The 25525-nt window shown below is 59.0% G+C and carries 21 protein-coding genes, 1 tRNA gene and 4 pseudogenes; 12 read left to right on the top strand and 14 right to left on the bottom strand.

The genetic code is table 11. The annotated features are described in order from the left end of the window. Nucleotides 1–12 precede the first annotated feature (12 nt). Both JWR98_RS05870 and JWR98_RS05875 read left to right on the top strand, forming a co-directional pair. Nucleotides 13–2470: pseudogene (locus tag JWR98_RS05870) on the top strand (EAL domain-containing protein). A 78-nt stretch (nt 2471–2548) separates the two neighbouring features. Then, nucleotides 2549–3316 carry an iron-containing redox enzyme family protein gene (locus JWR98_RS05875; RefSeq protein WP_225908606.1) on the top strand — a complete coding sequence of 256 codons (768 nt, stop codon included), beginning with the start codon at nt 2549–2551 and terminating at the stop codon, nt 3314–3316. A 22-nt stretch (nt 3317–3338) separates the two neighbouring features. On the opposite strand, the pseudogene JWR98_RS05880 reads toward JWR98_RS05875, so the two are convergent. Then, nucleotides 3339–4264, bottom strand: a pseudogene (locus tag JWR98_RS05880) (GGDEF domain-containing protein). Between the two features lie 282 nt (nt 4265–4546). Further along, the gene (lldD, locus tag JWR98_RS05885) at nt 4547–5689 is read right to left on the bottom strand and encodes an FMN-dependent L-lactate dehydrogenase LldD (protein ID WP_078734031.1); all 1143 of its coding nucleotides are present in this window, start codon (nt 5687–5689) and stop codon (nt 4547–4549) included. 102 nt (nt 5690–5791) lie between these two features. Between lldD and JWR98_RS05890 the strand changes: the two genes are divergently transcribed. Both JWR98_RS05890 and JWR98_RS05895 read left to right on the top strand, forming a co-directional pair. After that, nucleotides 5792–6688: a LysR family transcriptional regulator gene (locus tag JWR98_RS05890; RefSeq protein ID WP_078734030.1), complete on the top strand. Its 897-nt coding sequence runs from the start codon at nt 5792–5794 to the stop codon at nt 6686–6688. A gap of 59 nt (nt 6689–6747) precedes the next feature. After that, nucleotides 6748–6823 (top strand) — tRNA-Asn (locus tag JWR98_RS05895). A gap of 203 nt (nt 6824–7026) precedes the next feature. On the opposite strand, the gene JWR98_RS05900 is transcribed toward JWR98_RS05895, so the two are convergent. Beyond that, nucleotides 7027–7839, bottom strand: coding sequence for a DUF1206 domain-containing protein (locus tag JWR98_RS05900; RefSeq protein ID WP_078734029.1), 813 nt, complete (start codon nt 7837–7839; stop codon nt 7027–7029). Nucleotides 7840–8033: 194 nt separating this feature from the next. Between JWR98_RS05900 and JWR98_RS05905 the strand changes: the two are divergent. Then, nucleotides 8034–9886, top strand: a pseudogene (locus JWR98_RS05905) (ABC transporter ATP-binding protein). 124 nt (nt 9887–10010) lie between these two features. After that, nucleotides 10011–10469, top strand: a complete 459-nt coding sequence (locus tag JWR98_RS05910; RefSeq protein WP_065877722.1) for an Hsp20 family protein — start codon at nt 10011–10013, stop codon at nt 10467–10469. A gap of 81 nt (nt 10470–10550) precedes the next feature. Here JWR98_RS05910 and JWR98_RS05915 read toward each other — a convergent pair whose 3' ends face one another. The 4 genes and pseudogenes from JWR98_RS05915 to JWR98_RS05930 form a co-directional block, all read right to left on the bottom strand. Then, the gene (locus JWR98_RS05915) at nt 10551–12962 is read right to left on the bottom strand and encodes a TonB-dependent siderophore receptor (RefSeq protein ID WP_205489503.1); all 2412 of its coding nucleotides are present in this window, start codon (nt 12960–12962) and stop codon (nt 10551–10553) included. A gap of 75 nt (nt 12963–13037) precedes the next feature. Continuing rightward, nucleotides 13038–13988, bottom strand: coding sequence for a FecR family protein (locus JWR98_RS05920; protein ID WP_205489504.1), 951 nt, complete (start codon nt 13986–13988; stop codon nt 13038–13040). Next, nucleotides 13985–14506 (bottom strand): sigma-70 family RNA polymerase sigma factor, encoded by a 522-nt coding sequence (locus JWR98_RS05925; protein WP_078734025.1) that lies wholly within the window; start codon nt 14504–14506, stop codon nt 13985–13987. The genes JWR98_RS05920 and JWR98_RS05925 overlap by 4 nt, the downstream gene beginning before the upstream one ends. 88 nt (nt 14507–14594) lie before the next feature. Continuing rightward, nucleotides 14595–14828 (bottom strand): annotated as a pseudogene (locus JWR98_RS05930) (TetR/AcrR family transcriptional regulator); the annotation flags it as partial. Between the two features lie 130 nt (nt 14829–14958). Between JWR98_RS05930 and JWR98_RS05935 the strand changes: the two are divergent. Beyond that, nucleotides 14959–15756, top strand: a complete 798-nt coding sequence (locus JWR98_RS05935) for a DNA/RNA non-specific endonuclease (protein ID WP_078734021.1) — start codon at nt 14959–14961, stop codon at nt 15754–15756. Nucleotides 15757–16079: 323 nt separating this feature from the next. Beyond that, nucleotides 16080–17291 carry a YeeE/YedE family protein gene (locus JWR98_RS05940; RefSeq protein WP_078734020.1) on the top strand — a complete coding sequence of 404 codons (1212 nt, stop codon included), beginning with the start codon at nt 16080–16082 and terminating at the stop codon, nt 17289–17291. A gap of 1 nt (nt 17292) precedes the next feature. Here JWR98_RS05940 and JWR98_RS05945 read toward each other — a convergent pair whose 3' ends face one another. From JWR98_RS05945 to JWR98_RS29885, 5 genes are all read right to left on the bottom strand, one after another. Further along, nucleotides 17293–17454: a DUF2986 domain-containing protein gene (locus JWR98_RS05945; RefSeq protein WP_078734019.1), complete on the bottom strand. Its 162-nt coding sequence runs from the start codon at nt 17452–17454 to the stop codon at nt 17293–17295. A gap of 110 nt (nt 17455–17564) precedes the next feature. Then, complete coding sequence (locus JWR98_RS05950; RefSeq protein WP_141063239.1) at nt 17565–18083, bottom strand: DUF2569 domain-containing protein; 519 nt, start codon at nt 18081–18083, stop codon at nt 17565–17567. 83 nt (nt 18084–18166) lie between these two features. Further along, on the bottom strand, nt 18167–19207 hold the full coding sequence (locus tag JWR98_RS05955; RefSeq protein ID WP_205489505.1) for an alpha/beta hydrolase family protein: 1041 nt from the start codon (nt 19205–19207) through the stop codon (nt 18167–18169). Between the two features lie 40 nt (nt 19208–19247). Then, a complete protein-coding gene (locus tag JWR98_RS05960; RefSeq protein ID WP_078734016.1) occupies nt 19248–19655 on the bottom strand; it encodes a hypothetical protein in 408 nt (135 codons plus the stop codon). An 89-nt stretch (nt 19656–19744) separates the two neighbouring features. After that, on the bottom strand, nt 19745–21766 hold the full coding sequence (locus JWR98_RS29885; RefSeq protein WP_205489506.1) for an FIST N-terminal domain-containing protein: 2022 nt from the start codon (nt 21764–21766) through the stop codon (nt 19745–19747). Nucleotides 21767–21963: 197 nt separating this feature from the next. Here JWR98_RS29885 and JWR98_RS05970 point away from each other — a divergent pair, with 197 nt between their 5' ends. The 3 genes from JWR98_RS05970 to JWR98_RS05980 all read left to right on the top strand — a co-directional run bounded on the left by JWR98_RS05970 (nt 21964) and on the right by JWR98_RS05980 (nt 23544). After that, nucleotides 21964–22545 (top strand): hypothetical protein, encoded by a 582-nt coding sequence (locus JWR98_RS05970; RefSeq protein WP_205489507.1) that lies wholly within the window; start codon nt 21964–21966, stop codon nt 22543–22545. A 108-nt stretch (nt 22546–22653) separates the two neighbouring features. Then, nucleotides 22654–22938: a hypothetical protein gene (locus JWR98_RS05975; protein ID WP_205489508.1), complete on the top strand. Its 285-nt coding sequence runs from the start codon at nt 22654–22656 to the stop codon at nt 22936–22938. Between the two features lie 45 nt (nt 22939–22983). Continuing rightward, nucleotides 22984–23544 (top strand): hypothetical protein, encoded by a 561-nt coding sequence (locus JWR98_RS05980; RefSeq protein ID WP_205489509.1) that lies wholly within the window; start codon nt 22984–22986, stop codon nt 23542–23544. A 232-nt stretch (nt 23545–23776) separates the two neighbouring features. On the opposite strand, the gene JWR98_RS05985 is transcribed toward JWR98_RS05980, so the two are convergent. Further along, nucleotides 23777–24115: a DUF6124 family protein gene (locus JWR98_RS05985; protein WP_205489510.1), complete on the bottom strand. Its 339-nt coding sequence runs from the start codon at nt 24113–24115 to the stop codon at nt 23777–23779. A gap of 423 nt (nt 24116–24538) precedes the next feature. Between JWR98_RS05985 and msrA the strand changes: the two genes are divergently transcribed. Beyond that, nucleotides 24539–25045 carry a peptide-methionine (S)-S-oxide reductase MsrA gene (gene msrA, locus JWR98_RS05990; protein WP_205489511.1) on the top strand — a complete coding sequence of 169 codons (507 nt, stop codon included), beginning with the start codon at nt 24539–24541 and terminating at the stop codon, nt 25043–25045. 33 nt (nt 25046–25078) lie between these two features. Here msrA and JWR98_RS05995 read toward each other — a convergent pair whose 3' ends face one another. Further along, complete coding sequence (locus tag JWR98_RS05995) at nt 25079–25525, bottom strand: hypothetical protein (RefSeq protein WP_205489512.1); 447 nt, start codon at nt 25523–25525, stop codon at nt 25079–25081.

Here is a 25525-nt window from a genome sequence, read left to right on the forward strand (position 1 = left end):
GCAAGGGACTTCATGAAGCAAAAGCGGACTCTCGGAACGCCTCGACTACTCGGCATTGTGTGGCCCTTTATCGCCGTGGTGCTGTTCCAGGCATTGTTGGGCTGTGTCAGTCTCTACGTACTCTCGGCGGTGCGTGGCTACGTGGCGGGCGAAAGCCTGTGGTCCAAGGGCCAGAAGGACGCCATCTACTACCTGACGCTCTACGCCGATAATCGCGACCAGACCACCTACCTCAAATACCAGCAGGCCATTGCCGTGCCCCAGGGCGGGCATGAACTGCGCGTTGCCCTGGATCGCCCCATCCCGGACCTTGGCGCCGCGCGCCTGGGTATCCTAAAGGGCGGTAACCACCCCGATGACGTGTCCAGCCTGATCTGGCTGTACCTCAACTTCCGTCATTTCAGTTACCTGGAAAAAGCCATCGAGCTGTGGACCGTAGGCGATGGTTACCTGGTGCAATTGGATACCCTCGCTCAGGAAATGCACAGCGCGATCCAGCGCGACCAGGTCAGCGCCAACGATGTAAAGCAATGGAAGACGCATATCACCGCGATCAACGAGGGCGTGACACCGGCGGCCAAAGCCTTCAGCGATGCGTTGGGCGAAGGCTCGCGCATGATCCTGCGGTTGCTGTTGATCACCAACCTGGCGACGGCCCTGGGCCTGATCGTGCTGGCGCTGCTGCGTACGCGCAAGTTGCTGGCTCAGCGCCATGCGTTTGCCGAGGCCTTGAAAGACGAGAAGGAGCGGGCACAGATCACCCTGGAGTCGATTGGCGACGGGGTGATCACCACGACGTCGATGGCGCCATTACCTATATGAACCCCGCCGCCGAGGCACTGACCCACTGGAAATCGGTTCAGGCTCAAGGCTTGCCCTTGGCAGCCTTGTTCAACCTGCTGGACGACGATGCCCAGCCCGACGGGTTGACGCTGATCGAACACATCGTCAAAGGCCGGCTGCGTGGTGGCAGTGAGCATTCCAAAACCATCCAGCGCGTGGACGGCAGCACGGTCTCGGTGACGCTCGTCGCGCCCCGATCCGTAGCGCCGGCAAGGTCAGTGGTGCCGTGCTGGTACTGCATGACATGACCCAGGAGCGCCAATATATTGCCAACCTGTCGTGGCAGGCGACGCATGACGCGCTGACGGGCCTGGCCAACCGCCGAGAATTCGAATATCGCCTGGAGCAGGTGCTGAATCCGGCCCGGCATCAGGGCGAGCGGCATGCGTTGATGTTTCTCGACCTGGATCAGTTCAAACTGGTCAACGACACCTGCGGTCATGCGGCGGGCGACGAGTTGTTGCGTCATATCTGCGCGCTGTTGCAATCGGACTTGCGCGAAGGTGACACCCTGGCGCGCCTGGGAGGTGACGAGTTCGGTATCCTGCTGGAAAATTGTCCGGCCCCCACGGCGGAAAAAATCGCCGAGAGCCTGCGCCATACCGTGCAAAGCCTGCATTTTGTGTGGAAAGGTCGACCGTTCATGACCACGGTGAGCATCGGCCTGGTGCATATCTCCAATACCCCGACCACGCTCGAAAGCTCGCTGCGTGCAGCCGATATGGCGTGCTACATGGCCAAGGAGAAGGGGCGCAACCGTGTGCAGGTCTACCATTCCGACGATTCCGAGCTGTCCGTGCGTTTCGGCGAGATGGCCTGGGTGCAGCGCTTGCACATGGCGTTGGAGGAAAACCGGTTTTGCCTGTACGCCCAGGAAATCGCGTCCTTGGGTCACACCGAAGCTGGCAGTGGGCATATTGAAATCCTGCTGCGCCTGCACGATGAGGCCGGCCGAATTATCCTGCCCGACAGTTTTATCCCGGCGGCTGAACGTTATGGCCTGATGACGTCGCTGGATCGCTGGGTGGTCGAGAACGTGTTCAAGATCATCGCGCGTTGCATGCATGAGCGACCGGCCCGGCCTATGGCGATGTGTGCGATTAATCTGTCAGGTATAACCATTGGCGATGACGATTTTCTCGGCTTTTTACGAGACAAATTCAACAGTTACCGCATACCTCCGGAAATGATTTGTTTTGAAATAACCGAGACAAGCGCTATTGCGAATTTAGGCAGCGCCATTCGATTTATTAATGAACTCAAGGCCTTAGGCTGCCATTTTTCCCTCGACGATTTTTGCGCCGGAATGTCCTCATTCGCGTATCTGAAACATTTACCTGTAGACTTCCTGAAGATCGATGGAAGTTTCGTAAAGGATATGCTGGACGACCCGATTAACCGCGCGATGGTCGAAGTGATCAACCACATCGGCCACGTCATGGGTAAGCGCACAATTGCCGAGTTTGTTGAAACCCCGCAAATCGAACAGGCGTTATTTGAGATTGGCGTGGATTACGCTCAGGGCTACCTGATTGAACGACCGCAATTGTTTACCTTTGATAGCTTGCAGTGTCGACCTGTGCGGCCGCAGCCTCTGCTGTTCAAGGCGCCCGGCACATTCCGCTGAAACATTTGCTGGTCTGTACAATCACACTTAAAAAGGAGCCTTACAGTGATCGACACATTCAACAGAACCGGCCCGCTTATGGAAGCATCGAGTTACCCCGCCTGGGCGCAGCATTTGATCCAGGCCTGTAGCGAGAGCAAGCGCCGCGTTGTCGAACACGAACTGTATCAGCGCATGCGCGACAACACGCTCAGTGCCAGGACCATGCGCCACTACCTGATCGGTGGCTGGCCTGTGGTCGAGCAGTTTGCCTTGTACATGGCACAGAATCTCACCAAGACCAAATTTGCCCGCCATCCGGGCGAGGACATGGCGCGACGTTGGCTGATGCGCAATATTCGGGTGGAACTCAACCACGCCGACTATTGGGTGCATTGGGCGCGCGCTCACGGTGTCAGCCTGGCCGAGCTGCAAGCACAGGACGTACCGCCGGAACTGCATGCGCTGAGTCATTGGTGCTGGCATACCAGTTCGGCCGATTCGCTGATCGTCGCGATTGCGGCGACCAACTATGCGATCGAGGGGGCAACCGGGGAGTGGTCCGCGGTGGTGTGCTCCACCGGTGTCTACGCGGCGGCGTTCCCCGAGGAAGAGCGCAAGCGTGCAATGAAGTGGCTGAAGATGCATGCCCAGTATGACGATGCCCATCCGTGGGAAGCCCTGGAAATCATCTGCACCCTTGCGGGGATGAGCCCGAGCAAAACCCTGCAGGAAGAGCTGCGCCAGGCCGTGTGCAAGAGCTATGACTACATGTACCTGTTCCTGGAAAGCTGTATGCGCCTGGAGAAAGAACAAGCGCCTGTGGTAACGCGTGAGCGCCCGCTGCGCGTGGCCAGCGAGGCCTGATGTGACGATGGCGGTGGCGGGGTCAGCCCGCCATCGCCAGGCGATTGCGCCTTCGCGCTTGGCCACGTACAAGGCGTTGTCGGCACGGCGTAACAGGCTCTCGGCCGATTCGGCCGCCAGCAAGGTCGAGCAACCCAGGCTCACCGTCAACGCTATCCGCTCACCCTCGGCCCAGTAATCCTGGGTATGCGCCGCTTGGCGCAGGCGTTCGCCGACCATTGCCGCCGCTTCCCGGCTGGTGTTGGACAGCAGGATCAGAAACTCTTCCCCGCCGAACCGAAATACCATGTCCACATTGCGCAACTGGCTCTTGATCGCTGTGGCGACGGTGCGCAACACGTTATCGCCTGCGGCGTGACCATAGGTGTCATTGATGTTCTTGAAGTGGTCGATGTCCAGCATCAACAGCGACAGCGGGCTCAGGTGGCGCCGCGCCATATCGATTTCCCGTTGCAGCGTCTGGTCCATCGCAACGCGATTGCCGGTTTCGGTCAATGGGTCACGCAGGGCACTGCGGGTGGCGGCGCGGTAAAGCAAGGCGTTGCGCATCGGGTAGAGCAAGGTCGCGAGCAACAATTCGAGATGGCTGAGTTCTTCTTCTGTCAGGCGTTGGTTGCGGCGGAAGATCAGCTCACCCAAATGCTCGCCTTCATGGCTCAGGCTGTAGCTTACCGAGTGGTGGCCGCGCTGGCCGAGTTCCAGGCGCAGATCGCTGGTGATATGACGGTAATGGAGGGCGTCCAGCGGCACCAGGCGTTGGACCTCCCGGAAAAACACGGCCAGGATGCGCTCAGGCTCCAGGCTTGTCTGTAATTGCTGTCCCAACTGCTGGCGAAGTTGTGTGGCGGTGGTTGGACGGTGAGGGATCGCCGCCGGTTGGCCAAAGCCCAGGCGTTGTAATTTTGCGCTGTCGAAGTCGATTGCGTGAGTCTGGGTAGGTGTTTTCATAAACAATCGGCCCTCTGAGCACATGAGTGTCTTACAGGCTCGATGGGTGTGGCGGGTACCAAGCGTCTTACTGTTCCCTCAGTTCCATAAAACATTAGAAACAGTTTAGACCGCTTTGTAACGGGTTATAACCCCAAGGCACCGCCATACGTCTTGTCATCGCTTAACCTGCTTGAACAGTGTTAGAGCGAGATTCATGCCAAATCGTTTCGAATAAAAAACACCTTATAAATCAATCGACCGTTTTTAAATTAAACAATGGTCGGGCAATACCGACGTCAGTTATTTGGCTGTTTGGACCAGTGTGGTGTGATCAATCTGATCAATTGATGTCACACCGGTCAGCGTCATTGCCACGCGCATTTCCTTGGCAAAGATATCCAGCAAGTTCTCCACGCCGCGTTGGCCGTCGGCGGCCAGTGCGTAGGAGGGCGCTCGGCCCAGCAGGCAGGCTTTGGCGCCCAGGGCGAGCATGCGCACCACGTCCAGCCCGGAACGAATGCCGGAGTCCACCAATACCGCCAGGTCATCACCCACCGCCTCGGCGATCGGCGGCAACGCCTTCGCGGTGGACAGCACGCCATCCAGTTGCCGGCCGCCATGGTTGGACACCACGATGCCATCGGCGCCGAAACTCACCGCGTCCTTGGCATCCTGGGGATCGAGAATGCCCTTGATGATCATCGGGCCTTTCCAGAATTCGCGGATCCACTCCAGGTCCTTCCAACTGATCGATGGGTCGAAGTTGTTCGCCAGCCAGCCGATATAGTCTGCCAGGTGGGTAGGTTTGCCGAGGTATTTGGAGATATTGCCCAAGTCGTGCGGGCGCCCCATCAAGCCCACATCGAACGCCCATTGCGGCTTGGTGATAGCTTGCAGCATGCGCCGCTGCGCCGCGTAAGGACCGGACATCCCCGAATGAGCATCGCGGTAGCGCGCGCCAGGCGTGGGCATGTCCACGGTAAACACCAACGTGGTCACGCCGGCGGCCTGGGCGCGTTCCAGCGCATTGCGCATGAAACCGCGGTCCTTGAGCACATACAACTGGAACCAGATCGACTGTGGGCTTTGCGAAGCCACTTCTTCAATCGGGCACACCGAAACCGTTGACAGGCAAAACGCAATGCCTTGGGCCGCCGCCGCCTTCGCCGCTTGCACTTCGCCACGTCGCGCGTACATGCCGGTCAGGCCCACCGGGCTGAGAACCACTGGCATGGCGAGTTCCTGACCGAACAAGGTGGTCTTGAGGCTCAGGTTGTCGACATTGCGCAGGATGCGCTGGCGCAGGCTGATATCGGCCAGGTCCGAACTGTTCGCACGCAAGGTGTGTTCGGCGTAGGCACCGCCATCGATGTAGTCGAACAGGAAGCGCGGCAGCTTACGCTGGGCGGCGGCGCGGTAATCGGCGGCGGACGAAATAATCATGGATGGGGTCTCGGCAGGGCAAGGGTGGCTCAAAGATAGGCAAATATCTGGCATGATAAAAACAACTTTTATCACTAGCATCCAGTCGCCAAGGGAATACCGATGAACCTGCGGACATTATTGGCCTTTGTCGAAGTGGTGCGCCAGGGTGGTTTCTCCCAGGCGGCCGAAGTGGTGTCGTTGACTCAATCCTCGGTGAGCAAGGCCGTCAAGACCCTGGAGGATGAACTGGGTACGCCGCTGCTCAATCGTCTCGGTCACCGTAACGAACTGACAGCTGCCGGCGAAATTACCTACCGGCGTGCCCTGGTATTGCTTGCCGAACAGAATGATCTGTTCGCCGAGATCAACGAACTGCGCGGCTTGAAGCGCGGCGTGTTGCGTATCGGACTGCCGCCGGTGGGCTGTGGCGTGCTGTTTGCGCCGATGTTCGCCACTTACCGCAGCCGCTACCCGGATATCGAGATCGAACTGACCGAGTACGGCAGCAAAAAACTGCGCGAATGCCTGGAAGCGGGGGAGGTTGACCTGGCGGCGCTGTTGTTGCCGACGGATGAAGGCTTTGATTACCAGCCGGTGCGCAACGAACCACTGATGGCCGTGCTGCCCATGAGCCACCCTCTTGCCCGGCGCCCGCGGATCGATTTCACCGACCTGGCGGATTCGCCCTTCATCCTTTTCGAAGCCGGCTTTGCGCTCAACGCCAAGATCCTCGCCGCCTGCGAGCGCAAGGGCGTCAGCCCGCGAGTCACCGCCCGCAGCGGGCAAATCGACTTTATCGTTGACCTGGTGTCGGCCGGGCTCGGCGTTGCCTTTCTGCCCCGCATGCTGGCCCACAAGCACCAACACGCAGGTATCGCCCTGATCCCCCTGGACGAGCCCCACACCGACTGGCACATCGCCCTGGCCTGGCGCGCCAGCGCACACCTGCCACCGGCCGCACTGGCCTGGCTGGAGCTGGCCAAGGAGCAGCTGCTTCCAACCAGTCATCCGGCTTGAACGGTAAAATGCCGAAGGGTGCTTGACTTATCCTTTTTAATCAGTAACATACGGCGCATTCCGCGATAGCTCAGTTGGTAGAGCAAATGACTGTTAATCATTGGGTCCCTGGTTCGAGTCCAGGTCGTGGAGCCAGATAGGGAAAAGCCTGCAGCGATGCAGGTTTTTTTTTGCTTGGGATTTGACTCAGCACAAAGACGTACAGCGTAATTTGCAAATGTCGAACAAGTGCCGTGTTGGAACCGTTGACCAGATCAACCGAGAGCTGCTCTATTCCCCCGCGCGCGAGCTGAATCGTTACGTGAACCGAACTGGCTTCTTCAGTGATTGCTGGCGCCCTACGGTCTCGGTATTCCTGGCACGTCCATGTTGATTTTGCGCCAGAAGGCTTCAGAGAAGCTGTAAACCGAGAACGCAATCAGCCCTAATGCCATCACCATCAAAATCAACCAACCAGCGGGTAGATTTTGGAGCGCGTTCAGTGCTTCCTTCATACCAGGTGGATCCATCGCTTTATAAGTGGAACCGCTGATTGCCAACAGCACCGCAATCTCTAGAAAAACCACCCCACGGGCAACCAGGCCGAATCGGGACACGGGACGGACGTACTGCATGACGTCTTCATCGGCCTCAAAATATTTCTCGAACGACGCCTTCCCACCCTTGATGATGTGAGCAATCCCTACGCCCAGCGGAACGAGCGCGATCAGGTACACCATCACATTCGAGTGATCCCAAGACAAGACATGCGCCAGCCAGTCTTTAGCCTGCCCACCGGAATCACTCGAACGTCTAATGCCGCTGATGAGCAGGCCCAATGCAAAGAGCGCCAGAGCGCCATTGACCACACCGCCCGCCAACAGACCCGCGCGAATCACCAGGCCTTTGAGCTCTTTGCCGTGATGATCGACATCACGCGTTGCTTGCAGGATGCGCCAAGCCGCAAATGCGAGCAGACCCGCCACCACAAGCCCCACTAGAAAATAGCCAAATGGTTGGCTTAGCAGTGCTTCCAGGCTCTTGTGACTGTCTTTCGGTTTCGTCGAATCCCGCGCTGCCAGCAATGCGAAGATACCGATGATCAAATAAAGCATTCCCCGGGCGGCATAGCCTCCCCGAGCAAGTATCACTAGGCTATTTTGCGCGGACATTCGATATATTCCGGAATTCTGATAAAGGAGCAGACCCCTCTTGCTGGGCTGGGTTCTATTTTCAAGTCGAAGACTGTGATGTGTGATCCAAAACGCTTTCGGCAGTCGGGTCTGCCTACACATCCCCCTCGCAAAACCCTCAACGCCGCCGTTAAATGCCAGAATCTCTCAACTGGATTGTTTTGGAGAGCTCCATGCTTGGCCTATTTGAACGACGGCTCGACCCTTTCCCGCCCGACGAAGCACCGCCGCCGCCTGAGGGGCTGGCGCGGTTCCTGTGGGCCTGCACACGCGGTGCGCGCGGTTATGTCCTCGCGCTTGCCTTGCTCAGTGCCGTTGTGTCGATCTACGAAGCCTGGCTGTTTTCTTTTCTCGGGCAAGTGGTGGACCTGCTGTCGACCTGGCAGGCCGGCGGCGAAGCGGCCGGGCAGGAAAGTCGGGTGTTGTGGGGCATTGGCATCGTACTGGTGACGAGTATCGGGTTGGTGGCGTTGCGTACGATGGTGCAGCATCAGGTATTGGCGATTAACCTGCCGTTGCGCCTGCGCTGGGATTTTCACCGGCTGATGCTGCGACAAAGCCTTTCGTTTTTCTCCGATGAATTTTCTGGCCGGGTCACGACCAAGGTGATGCAGACCGCGCTGTCCGTGCGCGAGGTATTGTTCACCCTGATCGAGATCGCCCCCGGCATCGGTGTTTACTTCATCGCGATCATCACACTGGCCGGCGGTTTCGATCCCAAGCTGATGCTGCCGTTCATTGCGTGGCTGGCGTTGTTCGGCCTTGCCATGGGGTACTTCGTGCCGCGTCTTGGCAAGGTCGGCCAGGAGCAGGCCAATGCGCGCTCGTCGATGACCGGGCGCATCTCGGATGCCTACACCAACATCACCACGGTGAAGCTGTTCTCCCACTCCAAACGTGAAGCCCATTTCGCCCGCGCGGCGATGGAGGATTTCAAGCAGACCGGCTTTCGCCAGATGCGCCTGGTCAGCCAATTCGAGATCGTCAACCAGGCGCTGGTGGTCGGGTTGATCATGGGCGCAGGCGGTTATGCCCTGTGGATGTGGCACCAGGGCGAAGTCGCACCGGTGCCGTGGCGGCGATCATTGCCATGGCGTTGCGCATCAACGGCATGTCGCACTGGATCATGTGGCAGATGACCGCCTTGTTCGAGAACATCGGCACAGTGCAGGACGGTATGGAAACCCTGGCCCGCGGCCCCAAGGTACAGGATGCGCCGGATGCCGGCGTGCTGGTGACCACGGGCGGTGCGGTGACCTTCGACAACGTGAGTTTCAATTACAACGGCGAACGCCAGGTGCTCGACGGCCTGAGCCTGAGCATTCGCCCAGGCGAAAAGATCGGGCTGGTGGGGCGCTCCGGCGCCGGGAAATCCACGCTCATCAACCTGCTGTTGCGCTTCTATGACGTGGACAAGGGCGCGATTTATATCGATGGGCAAAACATCGCGCACGTCACCCAGGACAGCCTGCGCAGCGCCATCGGCATGGTCACTCAGGACACGTCCCTGCTGCACCGCTCCATTGGCGACAACATCGCCTATGGCCGCCCCGATGCGACCGACGAACAGATCCGCCGCGCCGCCGCCAATGCCCAGGCCGATGGGTTCATCAGCCAACTGAGCGACAAGCAAGGCCATAGCGGCTACGACACCCTGGTGGGCGAGCGCGGTATCAAGCTGTCGGGCGGCCAGCGGCAACGCGTCGCGATTGCGCGGGTCATGCTCAAAAATGCGCCGATCCTGCTGTTGGACGAGGCTACCAGCGCGCTGGACTCGGAAGTCGAAGTCGCCATCCAGGAAAGCCTCGATGACATGATGCAAGGCAAGACCGTGATCGCCATTGCCCATCGGTTGTCGACGATTGCGGCCATGGACAGGCTGATCGTCATGGACAACGGCTGCATCATCGAACAAGGCACCCACACTGAACTGCTGGCGAGAAACGGGGTGTATGCGCGGCTGTGGCATCACCAAAGTGGCGGGTTTCTGGGGGAGGATCAGGGCGTGGCGGAGACCGCGGAGTAGCCCTCTAGAAAATTTTTTGGGTGCGCCGCTTGAAATTTTTTCCCCTGAACCTACTTAGGTTTTACGCGATGCCGAATCCGGGTCGCGTATCAAATCACTTGGAGAAAACTCAGGAGATTTTGCAATGGCTACTACGCTTTCTTTGGCCCCACTGTTCCGTCATTCCGTAGGCTTTGACCGGTTCAACGACCTTTTCGAATCGGCGCTTCGCAGCGAGGCCGGTACCACGTATCCCCCTCACAACGTCGAAAAGCACGGCGACGATCATTACCGGATCGTCATCGCGGCTGCCGGCCTGGTGGAGGATGACCTGGAGATCCAGGTGGAGAAAGGTGTGTTGACCGTCGCCGGCGGCAAGCGTGAACACGATGAAAACATCACCTACCTGCACCAGGGGATCGCCCAGCGCGCGTTCCGCCTGTCGTTCCGTCTGGTCGACCACATCGAAGTGCAGGGCGCGCAGCTGTCCAACGGCTTGCTGAGCATTGATCTGCTCAGGGTTGTACCGGAGGAAGCGAAGCCCAAGCGCATCGCGATTGGGGGGGCGGCCAAGGCTGAGGTGAAATCCATCAGCGAGCAGTAATGCCGCGATGAATAAAGGCGCTCTTCGGAGCGCCTTTATTATTTGGGCTATTGATGATTAACGGTGTTTGCGCCAGCCCGATTACCAGCGGTAGGTCAACGAACTGACCAGTTGCCGCTCATCGCCATACCGGCAAATCGCAAACTCGCAGTAGGTATAGCGCTTGTTGGTGACGTTGTTGGCATTGACCGCGACCTCCCAATGTTCGTCGATCTCATAACTGGCACGGGCGTCATACAGGGTGTAGGCGGGCATCGCGGAGGGCACGCCGGAGGCCTGGGTCGTGCCCTTGTAGCGCGCACCGCCGCCGATGCGCAGTTGCGGTACGCCTAGTGCCGCCAGGCGGTAGTCGGCCCAGAGCGCGGCTTGGTGGTAGGGCGTGTCTTCACTGCGTTGGCCGATTTCGCTGGCGATATCGCTTTGTGTGATACGCGCGTCGATGTAGGCGTAGGACGCGATCAGGCTGAGGTTGGGCGTGACTTCGGTCTTGGCTTCCAGTTCCAAACCACGCGAGCGCACCTCGCCGACCTGCACCGAGAAGTTGATATCGGTGCGGTCCTGGCTCAGCACGTTGCGCTGCTCCAACTGGTAAACCGCCGCACTCAACAGCGTGGCGCTGCCTTCGGGCTGATAGCGGATACCGATTTCATATTGCTTGCCTTCGGTCGGAACAAAGCTCGCCCCCGCCTTATCTGTGCCGGCCACCGGAAAGAACGACTCGCTGTAGCTGATATAGGGCGCCAGGCCATTGTCGGCCTTGTACACCAGGCCGGCACGCCAGGTGGTGGCTTCATCGCTTTTGCCGCTGTCGGCCCCGTTGCGGAACAGTTCGGTATGCTGGTCGGCCCAGTCGTGACGGCCGCCGAGCAGCAGGATCCAGTGTTCGTCGAACTTGATCTGGTCCTGGAAATAAATGCCTTTTTGCAGGGTGTCGATCTGCGAGCCACGGTCGGTGGCGGGGTTTGTGTTGACCACCACTGGCTGGCCATATTGATAGGTCGCCAGGTTCAACGACGGCGCATTGCCGCGAAAGTTATGCGAGTCGTAGGTGGTGTCGTAGCCATCGAAGCCCAGCAGGAAGGTGTGCTGCCAATCGCCGAACTGCCATGTGCTTTCGATGTTGGTGTCGCTGGCCAGGCCCCGTGAGCGTTCTTCGCGGTCGCTGTATTGACGGCGCAGCAGGCCGGTGGTCTGCGCGGTGGCGATGTTGTTGCCGGCGGTGTTGACCTGCAGGTAACGCCAGGTCACGTCCGACTGGTAGTAACGCAATTTGTGGTTGATGCGCGTGTGCTCATCGAAACGGTGCTCGAACTCGTAGCCCAGCGCCGACATCTCGCCGTTCATTTCGTCGTAGTCCGGTTCGCCGATAAAGTCATGGCGGCCGATCTGGAACCGGCCGCTGCCCACGCCCTTGGTCAGTTGATAGGGCAGGGGCGCGGAGAAGCCGGTTTCGGTCTTCTGGTAGAACGACAGCAGCGTCAGTGAGGTGTCGTCGTCGGGCCGCCAGGTCAGGGCCGGCGCGACATAGACCTTGTCGTTCCGGATATGGTCGGCGGCGGTGTCGCTCTTGCGGTCGAGCAGGGTCAGGCGGTAGCTCAAGGTTTCGCTGTCGCCTAACGGGCCAGTGAAGTCGGCGGACAGTTGCTTGCGGTTATTCTGCCCGGCCTGCAGGTTGAGTTCATGGTAATGCGTCTGACTGGGGCGTTTGCTCACGGTGTTGATCAACCCGCCGGGCGACAGTTGCCCGTACAGCACCGACGCCGCGCCACGAATCACTTCGGCGCGCTCCAGGCCATAGGGTTCCTGCACGCCGTCGTACGAGTTGTTCTGCAGGCGCAAGCCATCGCGCAGCGAGCCACCGGTGGCCGACTCTACATCGAAACCGCGAATGCGGAAGCGGTCCGAGGTGCGGTTGAAACTGGTCGGCTGGCTGGTAAAACCCGGCGTCAGGTCGAGGGTTTGCGAGAGGGTTTCCGATTGCCGGTCGCGGATCTCGTCACTGGTGACCACCGACAGCGATTGCGGGGTTTCGATGATCGGCGTGTCGGTCTTGGTCGCGCTCAGGTTGCGCGTGGCCACGTAGCCTTTGAGGTGCTCGGCGCTGCGCTCTTCGGTGAGGCCCGTGATCGACGTCGGCCCCAGTTCCAGCGAGCCGCTGGTGTTGACCGGCACCAGCACATAGCCGTTGGCGCCTTGTACCGCCTGCAAGCCAGTGCCGCTCAGCAGTTGGGCAAAGCCCTGGTTGATCGGGAAGTCACCGCGCAGGCCGGCGGTGCTCAAACCGGCGACCGTGTTGCTGTCGAACAGTAACGCCACGTGGGCCTGCTGCGCAAACAGGTTCAGCGCCGGACCGAGCGGCCCTGCGGCGATGGCATAACGCGCCGCCTCTTGCGCGGTCGCCGGGCCGCACAGGCCCAGGCTCAGCGCAGCAAGGCTGGCCAGGTTGATCGCCAGGGCGAGGGGCAGGGGAGAACGCTTGAAGTGGCGCGGCATGGAAGATATTCCTGTGATTGAGGTGCTTTCTTCCTTGACGGGGCAGTGCCCAAAAGCGGAACCCGGCATGCGGGATTATTTTTCGTGGCGCTCAATCTGCAACCACAACGGGCTGAACGAACGGATGCGCACTGGCAGCCCATCGGCAATCAATTGCAGGGCGCGGCGCGGGTTATCCAAGGGCAAAACAGCGGACACGCGCAGATCGCCCAGTTGCTCGCGATCGAATTGCACATGGCCGCCGTATTGGCGTGACAGCTCGTCGAGTACCTCAGGTAACGGTCGGTCCTGGATCACCAACTGATGGTGTTGCCACGCGTCGTTCGTGGTGCGCGGGTCCACGGTGCCCAGGCGTTTCACCGCGTTCGGCGTGATGCTCGCCTGCTCGCCTGCGTGGATATTCACGGTGTCGTGATGGCCGGCGTCGGACGCTGCGACCGTTGATTCAAGCATCGTCAGCAGCGTGCCCGATGCTTCGCGTTTGACCGTGAAACGCGTGCCGAGGGCGCGCATCTGGCCGTCGTCGGTCACCACCACAAACGGCCTCGTGGCATCGTGGGCCACTTGCACCAGGATTTCACCACGCAGCAAGCGCACCTGGCGCTGCTGGCGATCGTAGGTCAGGTCCACCGCGCTGTTGCCGCTGAGGATCAGTTGCGAGCCGTCGTCCAGGTTGACCCGCTGCCACTGCGCTGGCGCGGTGCGCTGGTCGGCCAACAGGTAGCTCGGCGGGTAGGCCCGCAGCGCCAGGGCCACCGGCAATGCCAGCAACAGGCCCAGCAGCACCCGGCCGGCCGGGTTGCGCCGACGTACCCGGGCAGCTTCCAGTGCGGCCTGGACCGGCGCCTGCTGCGGGCGCAACGCCTGCAAGCGCCCGACAAACCCTTGCAAGCGCTCGAACGCCGCCGCGTGCCGAGGATCGGCGGCCTTCCAGCGTTCGAACTGCTGTTGCTCGCGCGCGCTGAGGTGGCCTTCGTTTAGGCGAATCACCCAGTTGGCGGCCTGTTGGTCGAGGTCGGTGCTCATACGTCCAGCGCGTGGTGGCAGTGCAGCAAGGCATTCATCAGATGCTTGCGCACCATGCGCTCGGAGATCCCCAGGCGGCTGGCGATCTCGCGTTGGCGCAGGCCTTCGAGGAAATACAGCAGGAACGCCTGCCGTGCATTCAGGGCCAGGCCGTCGAGCACGAAGGCGATCTGCTCCAGCGCTTGGAGGGTAGCCAGGATCTGTTCCGGTGACTGCTGGCACTGCTCCATCATCTCGATGGTCAGCGCCAGTTCTCGCAGGTAGGTGTCTTCCAACTGACGGCGGCGCGCGCGGTCGATGATCAGGTGGCGCGCCGTGGTCGTCAGGAACGCTCGCGGTTCGCGAATGGCGCCCAATGCGTCGCGTGAAGCGAGGATTCGCATAAAGGTATCGTGGGAAAGATCCGCAGCGTTATGCGGGCAACCGAGCTTTTTTCTCAGCCAGCCGAACAACCAGCCATGGTGCTCGGTGTAGAGCACATGGACGGCCTGGTTCAAGGAAAGGTCGCTGGCCGACATGGAAGGTTAAGTCTGCGGATAAGAATTATTCGCAAGATTAGCGGTGTGCCATCAACGAAAGCAAGCGTGGCCAGCACTGATTGTGTATTTAAGCCTTCGGGTGAGATAGCGCAGGCGTGATGGACGCGGCAACATCCCACGTCAGCAGGAGTTGGCTGATCGCCGCGTCGATGGTTGCGTGCGGCACGCCATCGCGGGCCAGTATCGAAACGCCCTGCAAGAAACTATCGAACACCGTCGCCATTACCGTCGCCTGGGTCTCTGCTGGCAGCTGGCCCAGGCGCACCGCCCGCTCCACACATGCCACGATCCCCGCCCGCGTTAAAAAGCCCCCAGGCGTATCGGGAACTGCTGGCCGAGGCCGCGTGGAATTCGATCCGGCAGGCGCCGCACTAAAGTGCGATGTGAGGGTCCATAGGTCCCGCTCAATCCTCACGATAAGATTTAAAAACATGCACTTACGCAAGATTGCTGTTGGGCTGTCGGCCCTTGTCCTGCTATCCACCGGGGCACATGCCCAGGGCGCGATGGACCTTTACTCCAGCCAGGAACAACGCCTTTCGTTCGACAGCTGCGCCGATATTTTCCCCGCCGCCACACCGATCAAAACCGCCACCGTCCCCGCCAGCATGAAACCGCTGGCGCTATGTTCCGACCATTTTGCCGTGTTGTATTCGCAAACCAGCAAGACGCCGCTGCTGGTGGTCGAGCGTCTGAATGCCCGTCAGTTAAAAGACGCTAAAGGCGAAGAGCGCACCAACCATTTCTACGCCGACCCGCGCATCCCCAAGGCGGGGCGCGCGGAGTTGAGCGACTACCACGGCCAGCACCCGGCCATGGACCGTGGCCACCAATCCCCGGCCGCCGACGCACCCGACGCCAAGGCCATGGCCCAGTCTTTTGCGCTGTCGAACATGGTGCCCCAGGACCCCACCAACAATCGCAAGATCTGGAGCAAGGTCGAGGCCGACGTGCGCAAATTCGCCGTGCGCGCCGGCGGCGATGTGTATGTGTTTACCGGGCCGTTGTTCGATGCGGGCTACGGCACCATCGGCGATAACCAGGTTTGGGTGCCGACGCGGCTGTTCAAACTGGTGTACGACGCGTCGTCCAAACGGGCCTGGGCGTATGTGCTGCCCAACGCCGAAACACGCATTCAACGGCCGATGGATTACGCCACCTTTGTGAAAACCACCGGGCTCAAGTTGCTGGGCAATCTTCCGGTGTCGGGGTCGGTGGGGCGCGGCTAACGGCGGGGGGGACAGTGGCTGTTTTGATTACCTGGGCCACCGCTTTCGCAGCCTCTGCGTAATGCCAGTCAGTTAAGAAGTTGAAATGGGTAAAAAGTGACCTGTGGCGAGGGAGCTTGCTCCCGCTGGGCGGCGAAGCGGCCCCGCTCTTTGTCTACAAAGAATGGGACTGCTGCGCAGTCCAACGGGAGCAAGCTCCCTCGCCACAGGTACAGTGTTCGCCTTTAACTGACTGGCATTCAGCCTTGCGGGGGCTCGAAGCTCCCGCTTCACTCTATACTCCCTCCCTCGCACCCATCCCTTCAAACCAAGCGAGATTCGCCATGAGCACCTCCCTTCCTCTGACCCCCACGCGCAAGCCTCTTGCACCGTGGCTGGCCTTAATCATCCTGGTGCTGGGCGCCATGTTCCTGCAAACCAGCGTCGGCCCGCGCCAAGTGTTGTTGCTGGCGGTCGGCGCCGCATTGGGCCTTACGCTCTATCACGCCGCGTTTGGCTTCACCTCGGCCTGGCGCGTGTTCATCAACGAGCGCCGCGGCGCCGGTTTGCGCGCGCAGATGGTGATGCTTGCGCTAGCAGTCCTGTTGTTTTTCCCCGCCCTTGGCGCCGGCACCTTGTTCGGGCAACCGGTGACCGGGCTGGTGGCGCCGGCCGGAGTGTCGGTGGTATTTGGCGCGTTTATTTTCGGCATCGGCATGCAGTTGGGCGGCGGTTGCGCGTCGGGCACGTTGTTCACCGTAGGCGGTGGTAATGCGCGCATGCTGGTGACACTGTTGTTCTTCATTTGCGGTTCGCTGATCGCCACTCACCACGTGGACTGGTGGTTTGCACTGCCTGCGTTCCCGGCGGTGTCCATCGTCAAAAGCTTCGGCGTGCTGCCGGCCTTGCTCGTCAGCCTGGCCATGTTCGCGCTCATCGCCGCCGTTACCGTGCGCCTGGAAAAGCGCCGTCACGGCCAGCTTGAAGAAGGCGTGCACAGCGAACACCAGGGCCTGCGCCGTTTCCTGCGCGGCCCGTGGCCATTGGTATGGGGCGCGATTGGCTTGGCGCTGCTCAACTACGCCACCCTGGCCCTGGCCGGGCGCCCATGGGGCATTACCTCAGCGTTCGCGTTGTGGGGCGCCAAAGTGGCGAGTGGTTTGGGTGTCGACGTCAGCGCCTGGGCGTTCTGGCAGATGCCTGGCAATGCCAAGGCCCTGGCCGCGCCAGTGTGGGAAGACATCACCAGCGTCATGGACATTGGCATCGTCCTCGGCGCGCTGCTGGCCGCCGGCCTGGCCGGGCGTTTCGCCCCCAGCCTGAAAATCCCGACCCGCTCGCTGATCGCAGCGGTGATCGGCGGCCTGCTGCTCGGCTACGGCTCGCGCCTGGCGTACGGCTGCAACATCGGCGCGTATTTCAGCGGCATCGCCTCCGGCAGCCTGCACGGCTGGGTGTGGCTGGTGGCGGCGTTTATCGGCAACGGCGTGGGCGTGCGCCTGCGGCCGTTTTTCTTTGCGGGGGAACGGCGCCAGGTGGGGTTGAGCGGTTGCTGAGTCAGCTTTGCGAAGAAAGGTCGGGTGCTTGAGCGGCTTCGGCCGCGAGCTTTTCGCGGTCGGCTTTGCTGATGTACTTGTCCTTGCTTTTCGGGGCCAATTTGGCGCTGGCCTTTTTGGCTTTGGCCTTGAAGAGTTGCTGGAGTTTTTTCTGGCGGTTCATGGGGGGGCACCTGGTGTGTAATCGTGCGGATCATACCAGCTTGAAAACCCTGGTCGTTGCGCCCGCCGACAATCGCGTCGGCAGACTCACGCCGGTAGAATTTCCAAGGGTTAAACGGCGGCGTTGCCGCGAGTGTTCGCCACCACTGGGCGATGCTTTACAAACGTCGCCTTTACCCTTTTGGACACCAGCATGTAAGGCACCCACACAAACACGCCGATAAGCACCCGTATCATCTCTTTGGTTGTGTCGTAGTCGAAGATGGGCTCATTGACCAGCACAAACGAGGACACCCAGGCATCAAGCGGAACAAAAACAGCCCATGCAACGAGCGCGGCGATATAGAGTCTGGGGAATAAGTAATGCTTTGTAAAAAAGAGATAAGTCAGGTAAATGGAGAAGGACCCCATTATTGAATTGTAGAGGGCTTCCGAAATCAGAAACGGCGCCCAAAGCGCGTTATATAGATGCGTACCCGGCGTTGTCAGCGCAGTGAAGGAGCCATCCGTGAATATCGGGTAATACACCGCAATGACGCTATAGGAGAAGCGGGCAACCGTTAACACCAAGCCTATTCCAATCAATATGAGCCAGCCTCGCAGTCCTCTTGGATGCTTGCTTTCTTGCATGTTTCGCTCCGTAAATAACCTACATAATGAATCAACAGTGACGCGCATGCTTGCTCGATATCGCCCCCGAGTTTGACGCCAGGTCAATTCACATAGGACTTCGCCAAAAACTCAGTCATCAACTGCACCACCTGCTGCTGAATGATTGACCGCGCCCGAGCCCCCTCACCGTCCCGACAAATCATCCCGTCTCCCGGCGAATCCTCTTCAATCAGCGCCATGCCCCCCGGCTTGCAGATCGCCATAAAACTGAAGTGGGTCGCATCGCCAATCTCCACATACCGCGTCGTCGCTTTCGGCATGCGCCTCACCATATCGGCAGACTCCAGTTCCGGCGCCATGTCCTCCGTCGGCACACCGCCCGCAATCACCAACACCGGCACCGACAGCGCCGCCAGGCTGGCATCGGTAAAACCGCGCGACAGGCCCAGGTCCAGCGACACAACGGCTGTTACCCGCGGATCGCTCAAATCCGCCGCCAGTTGCGCCTTACCGGCGGGCGTGGCGGCGGGGTTCATCTGTTTATAGCCAATGCAACCGCCCAACTTCGGGTGCACGCCGCAGTCCCGGGCAAACAAATCGGGATCAAACCGCGCACCGGCGATTTCCATCACTGTCCAGCCGCCGATGGAATGGCCCACTGCCGCAATCCGCCCCTTCGCCACCGCGCCAAATGGCTGGGGCCGCGCAAGCACCGCATCGATGGCGCGGCTCAGGTCCTTGGGCCGTTGCCACAACTGCGCGGCAGCGGCGGGGCTGCGGTCCTTGCTGGTGGTGCCCGGATGGTTGACCGCCGCCACGATATAACCCCGGCGGGCCAACGCACTGGCCAGCCACACCTGGTTGCCCCAATTGCCGCCATAGCCGTGGGACAGCACCACCAGCGGATGCTCGCCCCCAGCCGGCGCCGCACCGGGCACGGCGAGAGCGCCGATGAACACCGCGTTATCGGCAATCAGCTCAGGTGTGGCAGTCGTGACGGCGGGGTACCAGACAGCCATTTGCAGCGCACGCTGGTTGTGCGGGTCGGGCAGGGTGACGGTTTGGAAGCCGATGGCAGGTTCATTCGCAAAGCAAGGCAGTGCCAGGCAAAGCAGTAGCAGCGCACAGAAAGCCGTTTTCATTGTGTCTATCGTCCATGATGAGTTCGAAACCGCAGCCGTATCAGGGTAATGCGTAACCTTCGTAATCCAGCGCGATCGTATCGTTTTTCGGGTAACTCACATACACCACTACGGCATCACTGTTGTCGACCAGCGCGTAGGGCCATTTACCGTTGGCCTTGCGCATATCCTCATAAAACGGCAGGAAAAAATCCTTGGTCTGACCACGCGGGTCGTAGGGCGCCTGCACCTGGAAAATCGGATAGTGCCCGCCGTTGCAGAGCTGGATGCGTTCAAGCTGGAAGTGGTTTTTTTCCAGCAGCGTGCGGGTGGGGTGCTGCCAGGTGGCAAGGTCGACGTCATGGCAGTCCTTGGCCGTGTCGCTGTAGAGCGTGGTGTTTTCCAACGCGGGCAACGCGTAGGCCAAGGTCGGCAGCGACAACAGCATTAAGGCGAAAAGGCGCGGCATGGCGGCGGTCCGGGAGGAGGGGAGCCGGATTGTAAATCTATTTTCCGGTCCCGGGACCTATTGTTCTTTTGTGGAGAGCGGCATCCGTCTTAGGCATGCGTCAACCCGGTCAAGGTATCCGCAATTGTCTTGGTGCGCTGCGCCGTGCCCTCCGTTGCGTGGCTGGACGCCTCCAGCGCATCGAGCATTTCGCGCAGCGCGCCCACGCCCGTGGACTGGTCTTCGATTTGCTGGGCCACCCGCTGGATCTCGCCCGACAGCACGTCGATGTCCACGCCAATTTCCGCCGCGTTCTTGCGCGTGATCTCCGCCAGCTTGCGCACCTCATCCGCCACCACCGCAAAGCCGCGCCCCAGGTCGCCGGCACGCGCGGCTTCAATGGCCGCATTGAGCGCCAGCAAATTGGTCTGCCCGGCGATCTGCTGGATCACCTGCACAATCGACTGGATACGCAAACTCGAACCGGCCAGCGTCCGCGCGCCCTCCACCGCATCCCCCGCCTGGCTGGACAGCGCCTCAACCGTGGCCCCGGCCTGGGCCGACACACTGTTTTGCCGGTCGATGGTGCCCACCAGCTCATCCATTGAGGCGTGCAACTCGCCGGAGTAATGCTTGAGCTGCGCAGCAATGTCTTCCTGCTGACGCTCGGCCTGGGCCAACACCACGCCCAAGTCCGCCAGGCCCTCGAACACCGGCAGGATATTGCTGTCCAGCCCACGGGTATTCAGGGTGTTGGAGAAGTCATTGTTCTTGAACGCGGTAATCTGCTTGACCACCACATGGTTCAACCCAGCCAGCTTCTTCACCTGGCGGCGTAGGAAAAACGCCTTGAACTCGCCGTAATGGGCGATGAAATTGTCCACGTACTCATCACTGAAACTCGAGCCCTTGGCCACCCTGAAGAAGAAAATCGCCGTCAGCGTCTGGTTCAGGTTCAACCCCAGAATCTCCCCGAAGGTCGAAAAACCCGCCAACGGCACATCGCCAAACGTGCCGGCCATGCTGCCCAACTCGGCGCCATTGTTCAGCCGGCGTAAGATGCAGTCATTCAAAATACCCGCCAGTGGCTGGCCACCCTTGCCGCGCAGAAACTGCTCATAATCCAAACGCGTCGCCTCGCGCAACGGCGTACGCCGCACCATCACCAACTCCTCGCCCGGCGCCACGTCACAAAACAACTGCACAATCTGCTGCTCATAGTCGATGCGCGCGATGGACCGCACAAACAACTCACTGCCCACCCGGATCGCAAACGAGTAATCCGCCAGCTTCGACTCCAACGCCTGGGGCGCGCAACTGAACGCATCACACAGCGCCTGCACCATGCTTTTGATATTGCCCTTGCTGTCGATCACCTGGTCAATGGTGCGGTCCTCCACCGAAGCCGTCAGCACGCTGAAGGTCAAATCCGCCGGTTTAAAGTTCTGGCTTTTGAACACCCCAAATCGCACATGCGCCGCCGTCTTCAGAAACACAATCTGCGCGTGGTTCTGATAACTGCGCTGGCCATCGTGAATCAACGTCTTCTGAAAATCCGACTTACCCCCGGCCGATCCCCCTACAAACAAACACGGAAAACGCCCCGACTCATACAGCGCCTCCATAAAAAACGACTCCGACGCCGACAACCCGTCGAATACCACATAGGCCAACGTATCGCGATGATCAATGGGCGTACGCACCTGCACCCGCTTGATATGCCCCACCAACCTGGCAATCCGCTCGTGCATCCCCAAGCGCTTGCCGCCACCACGAATGTCCTCGCATTCAAGCGGCACCATCACCACCTCGGCCGAGGCAATCACACTGTCGTCGAACAGCTGCAACACGATCCGGTCCCAGCGCTCGCCCGTGGCGCAATACAACGCATTCGGCGCATTGCACAGCTCGCCGGAGGTGGTGCAGAGGCTGATGGTGGCTTGCGGGAAGCGGCGTTTGAGCTTCGTGGCGACCTGATCAATGTCCAGATGCGGCGAAATAAAACCGGTGATCAGCGTGGGGGTGATGTGCAGGGCAGTGAGAGCGGCGTCCAGGTCGCTGGAAGTGCTGGTGAGCGTGGCGGTGCCTTGACGATCGGCCCGGACTTTTTTTAGCAAGGAGAGTGGGTTCATTGAGTGGACTCGATCGGGTGGGGATGCGGGGGTAGGCGCATGGTTAGTAGGGTTATCGGCAGGGGAGGTGGGGACTGGAGGGTGGGGGGTGTGGCGGATGGACGCGGGTGGGCTTGAAACCAGGTGTCACGTCAAGCGCGCGCGAATGCAAAATCTGTAGTAGCTTTGCGCCATCTAAACAGGGGCAGGTTAAAAACATGGATGCAACGGATGCTGTAACCCGGAAAGCTGGCATTGCTGTAGATGTGAAGTCGGCCATTATCAAAGCCAAACCAGGCATCCAGAAGTACTTGGCTCTGATGGATAACCTGAGCAAGGTGGACGTATCGACGGATGCAGAATTCCAACGATCGTTTAACGGGTTCTATCGCATTCAGCGGCGGCAATTAACTTGGTATGCCACCTACTACACACTTATGCAGCAGCTAAAAGGCTCGACCCCCACCTTTGGTGAAATTTTGGATCGTATATACAAAAGTACTGGTCGTTATGAGCCCTCTTTCTCCAGTAAGTTTGTAGCCACCTTAAATCCTGACCAACCGGTGTGGGACAAACATGTCCTTTCCAACATCAATCAGAAGGCGCCTGGCTATGCCTCTCTGACCAAGATCCATGACGCCAAGCTGCGCTACTCGGATATTGAAAATTGGTATCAGAGTTTTTTGCCGTCTGATGAAGGCAAAAGTTGGATTCAGCAGTTCGACGAGCTGGTGCCCCAATACAACAAGATAACGGCGCTCAAGAAAGTGGATTTCATTCTTTGGCAGATGCGCGGTTAAGAAAGATGGCTGTTTGTAGTCTAAAGTATTTTAGCTATAGGAAGCTTTGCATGATAATTCTCTGAGCTGATTTAATTTGTTTGGTTATTTGCTGAAAAGGAACGCTGCATGAATATGGTTTCCTATTGGAAGGATTTCGAAGAAGTCCATACCGATGAGGGGTTGGTTCTCATCGTTGGTTGGTATGATCACAAAAATAAAAATAATGGTGGAAGTAAAGCGTTAGGTGTTCACTGGGGGGATTATCCACAATCCAGAGGGGTGTTGAGTCCTTGTGTAATTCCGGTGTCTACTCGTAGTGCTATTTTATCCGGGTTGTTACATCAGGCTGTCTCTAAATCGGACTTGGAGCAAGTAGAGTCAATTAAAAAAGCAATTGAATTCTTCGTGTGAGTGTATCAGGTCAGCAGTTAACTATTAGACATAAGGAAGCCATTAATGAAACGGATTGAGCGAGACTTCGTTACGCTGTTCAACTACCTCTGGTACAAGGATTTTCCCGTTACTGAAGTCGCGGGTCTGGTAAACAGGGCGAACTGGACGATCCATATGGGCCTGGTAATTCGACAGTGTGCCGGCTTGCTGGGCGCCCGCGTGTTGTTTGAATCGGGCGGGCGTACCGACGCGGTGGTGCAGTACTCGGAAAAGGACATTTTGACTTTCGTGGAATGGGAGTGGAAGCGTGCCCACACGGACATCAATGAAATTCAAAAACTGCGTAGTAAAGCCAGCCAGGCGGCGTTTCAGACGTTTATCGGCTACAGCCGTATAGAAGACATTCAAAAGGCACTGGATCAAACGCTGGAGACCTGGACTGACGCTAAAAGCCCGTTGATTTATTTTCTTATCACTTACAACGTGGTTAAAGGCAGTCGCCACTTCGATCAGCTTGTGACCTACCAGTTTACGAAAAACCGTTATAAGAAAATACGCAGCCAACCTGCGTTGCCCTGGATGGTTAATCGCAAGAAATTCATGGAGGCTGAAGAAAACACATAGCGCGTAAAAAGCTCGTAATTATTGCCGATGAGCGTTGTGCTGGTTTTTTCGGCGACGCCGAGCAATCTGGTTCATGACCGCATAGGGTCTCACCACGGCAATGCTTCAACCTCGTCGTATTTATACGCTCAACTTGAGCGTAAATAAGGGCGGGCGCTGGCCATCGTTGTAGGAATCGTCGGGTCTTTGCATCGTTTTGAGACGACCCGACGACTTATCGTGATTGACGCGTCTAGCTAATGGCCGCCTCGCGTGTCATCAATTTATCCACCAACAAAACCCCCAACTCACTCAACTGATGAATCGCCAGCGCCACATCCCGTTGCTTCCCCGTCAGATCGTCCGACAGGTCCAGCAATAGCGCAGTCACCGAAGAAAACGTTTCATAGCTATTGGCGAGCAACATTTCACTGCTGGCATCGTCCGCCACACTGAACAGCGTTGTCGGGGGCGGTAGAGGAGGGGCTGGCGGGTCACCGCCGGGGTTCAGGTGATAATCAATCGCCCGATGCGCCGCCTGATCAAGCTTCAGGTCCGGACCGTTTGGAGGGTTTGGCGTGACTTTGAACATATGTAATTCCTGGCTAGGGCCGACACCCCATCGCTACTAAACGAGGGGTGGCAGCTGTACGCAGGTTAGTAGACCGGGGAATTACACAAAGCCGGCGCACCCGAAGGCGCCCTACGCACAGCCACCATCAGGCACAGACAGAAACGTCTGATGGATGAAGCTCATGCACCAAGTGTAATTGACCCTCGGGCTACTAAACCCGATCACTGAATTGTCAGCGACCGAGCTACCTTAGAGACGCCTATCCAAGCGCACAAGCCAGCGGATTCTGACGCAACTGTAGGCAATGGAGCAAGGCGCCAAGGCGTCCGTAGGACTTGTACTCGTTCCGCCACACGATCCTGTTTTTTACTTGATCCGGCTTGGTATTGCCCAACATCACCCCATAACTATCCCTGTCTCCATCAACCGCAAGGACAGACCATGACCAACCCAACCGAAACCGCCATCCTCGCCGGCGGTTGCTTCTGGGGCATGCAAGACCTGTTGCGACGCTACCCCGGCGTGCTGCGCACTCGCGTCGGCTACACCGGTGGCGACGTGCCGAACGCCACCTACCGCAACCACGGCAACCATGCCGAAGCGATTGAGATCGTGTTTGACCCTGCGGTGATCAGCTACCGGCAGATTCTGGAGTTCTTTTTCCAGATCCATGACCCGAGCACGCCTAACCGGCAGGGCAATGATCTTGGGCCGAGCTATCGTTCGGCGATTTACTACCTGAGCGAAGAGCAAAGGGATATTGCCGAAGATACCGCGGCTGACGTGGACGCCTCCAAGCTGTGGCCGGGGCCTGTGGTCACGCAAATCGAGCCCGCCAGTGCGTTCTGGGAGGCGGAGCCGGAGCATCAGGATTATCTGGAGCGGATACCGAACGGGTATACCTGCCACTTCATCCGGCCGAACTGGAAGTTGCCCAAACGGGCTTGAACCGCAATTGCACCGGGAACATACGGGCCAGCCTCAGCCCTCACAACTCTGCTTGTTGATTTCGAACTGTCCCACCTCTTTTACGTTTTTGCTGCCAAAAATGTAAATGAGGGTGCCGCCTTGGGACAGTATCGATTGATCGCTGCGCAGTTGCGCGGCGCAAGTAGCCTGGGTGATGTTTGATTTCATCACGTCCAAGTCAATGTCATCGGGATGGGTGTCGTAACGGGTCAAGGTGTAATAGAACTTGAGTGCGTGACTGTTGGCCGCTTGCGCCCGAACGAAGGTTATATCTTCGTCGATTTTTCGATTCTGGGGCGTTGTTCGCGCGGTCACGATGATGAGGTCGCTGAGAAAGGTGGTTTTGCTCGGCTGCGGTGTTTCCTGAAAAGCCTGTATGACCAGAACCCCCACCAGGCTCAAAAACAGCAACCCCCACGCCGAATACGCGAGCGTCTTCCTGGTTTTTTCGCTGGGCAT

Source organism: Pseudomonas lactucae (assembly GCF_016937615.1).
GTDB lineage: Bacteria > Pseudomonadota > Gammaproteobacteria > Pseudomonadales > Pseudomonadaceae > Aquipseudomonas > Aquipseudomonas lactucae.